The 2,786-nt window shown below is 46.7% G+C and carries 3 protein-coding genes; all 3 read right to left on the reverse strand.

Features of this window, described 5'->3' with window-relative positions; translation table 11 throughout:
* Positions 1-239, reverse strand: a 239-nt coding sequence (locus tag V6C93_RS29625; protein ID WP_333480269.1) for a hypothetical protein, incomplete at its 3' end; no start/stop codon positions are given.
* Between the two features lie 399 nt (positions 240-638).
* Positions 639-1,064, reverse strand: coding sequence for a hypothetical protein (locus V6C93_RS29630; RefSeq protein WP_333480270.1), 426 nt, complete (start codon positions 1,062-1,064; stop codon positions 639-641).
* 262 nt (positions 1,065-1,326) lie between these two features.
* Complete coding sequence (locus V6C93_RS29635; RefSeq protein WP_333480271.1) at positions 1,327-2,511, reverse strand: NAD(P)H-quinone oxidoreductase subunit H; 1,185 nt, start codon at positions 2,509-2,511, stop codon at positions 1,327-1,329.
* Positions 2,512-2,786: the final 275 nt, after the last annotated feature.

Below are 2,786 nucleotides of genomic sequence, written 5' to 3' on the forward strand. Positions count from 1 at the left end.
GAAAACTCCCAAGGAATGTTAATTTGCTTAGGAATCCGGCTTTGCACCGGCAACTGACGCAACGAGAGTTTGCGATTGACAAAGAAGACAAGCGCTGGTTGGTCAGTTCTGTGACCTGCTACTCGTTTCATCGTAATCCCGAAGCCATTAATGCAGTCACACTGACCTGTCAGTTGTAGAAAAAGAGGTCTAGCTGTGCGAACAATTCGCACCAAATCTTGGGCTGTTGCTCTTGCCATTTTTTAAACTTCCTGATTATTAAAAAACTCAAAACAGGAGCAATTTAGTAGAGCATGTCAACGAGAGTAGGTTGGGTTGAGGAACAGACCCAACTCTAAGGTTTTTCTGTTGGGTTTCGCTATCGTTCAACCCAACCTACATGAGTGTTAGTGCTTGCCATCACCTGCTCCCGTCCAAAATCAAAAGGGAGAATAAGTCAAGGCTTTCGATCTCTGCTGAAAATTCAATGGAAAATCTTTATTGGTCGCTCGATCGACCTGATGAACAGTATCTATACGGTTCGTACTATCGATGTTGCCAACTTGGCAGAAATTTTTACGAGCTCAAGTACTTGGCGTTAGCAACGTCGGGAGCATCGGCATGCGCCTAGCGCCCAGTGCAAGCAGGCAGAAGACCGGTTAAAAAGCTCGGAAAGTTCCAGTAAACTCAACTTCTACTGGATAGCCTTCAATTTCAGTAGGAATTTGTCCAACGAGCGCAGATGCTGCCCGATCGACATAAACCTTAATACACTTTTGTTGACCTTCTTTGGTAAGACTAATTCCTACGCCTGTGACTCCTGGCATTGCCATGAGCTGCGTTTCCCATTCAGCTTTAACTTCTTGAATTGTTTTATTACTCATGGGACTGCTCTCTCGCTGGATTGCCGGTTCGGTTGCCGAAATCGATGGCTGATGCTCAGTGACGTAAGCAGAGATAGCTGAAAAGCTCACTAAGACAGTGAGGAAGACTAAAATTAGTAGCTCTCTTACTACGCCAAATCTTTGGAGTCGCATGGCTTGATTCAAGTAGTATTGAGCGTCGATAGAGGCACCTTTAGTCATATATTAGTGTGGCAATCGTTTGATGGTTGAACTTGGAAACAATTTTCAACATGAAGAGATAACATCCATCATCGATCGCGTACTGGAAACCCAACAATCTGTCAGCCCATCCGCACAAGCCAAGCAGAAATTCTAGCAGAGCGATCGCATCTGTATATCTTCCCTATCTCAAAGCAAAAGAAAAAGGCAAGAGGCACAACTTGAATTGCCTTTTGCCTTTTATTCACATCCCCAACCTAAGAAGGGGTTAATTTGCTCAGCTTTAACGGTCTACCGATCCCATAATGATGTCAATACTGCCGAGAATCGCCATAATATCGGCAACCTTAACGCCTCGTAGTATATGGGGTAAGATTTGCAGGTTGTTGAAGTCAGCAGCACGAATCTTAAAACGCCAAGGGAAGACATTATCGTCCCCCACAATAAACACGCCTAATTCGCCTTTACCGCTTTCCAAACGGACATAGTGTTCGCCCGCAGGAATCTTGAAGGTAGGAGCAATTTTCTTACCAACAAATTGGTATTCAAAATCATTCCACTGGGATTTCTTCCCTTCTGCCATCCGCTTGGCTTCCAGGTTCTCATAAGGTCCCCCAGGCAACCCTTTCAACGCTTGACGCAGAATCTTGACCGACTCGCGCATCTCGCGAATCCGTACTAAATACCGGGCAAAGCAATCTCCCGCCGTCTCCCACTGAACTTCCCAGTCAAAGTCGTCGTAGCACTCATAGTGGTCAACTTTCCGCAAATCCCACTTCACGCCGGAACCCCGCAGCATAGGACCCGATAGTCCCCAGTTAATCGCTTCATCGCGGGTAATGGTACCAACGCCCTCTACCCGTCGCCGGAAGATGGGGTTATCGGTAATGAGGCGCTCGTACTCGTCTACTTTGGGCATAAAGTAGTCACAGAAGTCCAAGCACTTATCGACCCATCCATAGGTCAGATCCGCGGCTACTCCACCAATACGGAAGTAGTTGTTGTTGACCATGCGATAACCTGAGACAGCTTCCCACAGGTCATAAATCAACTCCCGTTCGCGGAAGATGTAGAAGAAAGGCGTCTGGGCACCCACATCAGCCATGAACGGTCCTAACCACAGCAGGTGGTTGGCAATCCGATTCAATTCCAGCATGATGACGCGGATGTAGCTGGCACGTTTCGGTACCGCAATATCCGCTAACTTTTCTGGTGCATTGACAGTAATTGCCTCATTAAACATCCCCTCGGCATAATCCCACCGACTAACGTAGGGAACGTACATGATGGTTGTGCGGTTTTCGGCAATTTTCTCCATGCCTCGGTGCAGGTAGCCAATTACCGGTTCGCAATCAACCACATCCTCGCCATCTAGGGTGACGATGAGTCGCAGAACCCCGTGCATGGAAGGATGGTGAGGTCCCATGTTGAGAACCATGGTTTCTGTCCTTGTTTCGATTTTTGCCATAAATGAGCAGTTCCCTTTTGGAGCAGGTTGGACAGTTGCAACAAGAGACAGTCAGCTTCAATAACAGAGCGGTAGTCTGTTGATATTTAACAATGGTTAACAGGCTACAGACAACTCGCAACGTCGCTTATGGTCAATATTTGATAGCTTTATGGCAGTAGGTCTGGTGCCTATTTATTTATTTTTGTTGCATCTGTTTTAATTATATGGAGAGTGAGGCTCAAAGGACGATCGCATCGACGTTCCTACACGTTTCGGTGCTGAGTCGGGAGTTA

Origin of the sequence: Allocoleopsis sp., from assembly GCF_036703385.1 — a bacterium.
GTDB lineage: Bacteria > Cyanobacteriota > Cyanobacteriia > Cyanobacteriales > Coleofasciculaceae > Allocoleopsis.

What these genes read in the sequence shown, in the direction of transcription:
- V6C93_RS29635 (WP_333480271.1), bottom strand. Translation starts at nt 2,511, where the DNA reads ATGGCAAAAATCGAAACAAGGACAGAAACCATGGTTCTCAACATGGGA.
- V6C93_RS29630 (WP_333480270.1), bottom strand. Translation starts at nt 1,064, where the DNA reads ATGACTAAAGGTGCCTCTATCGACGCTCAATACTACTTGAATCAAGCC.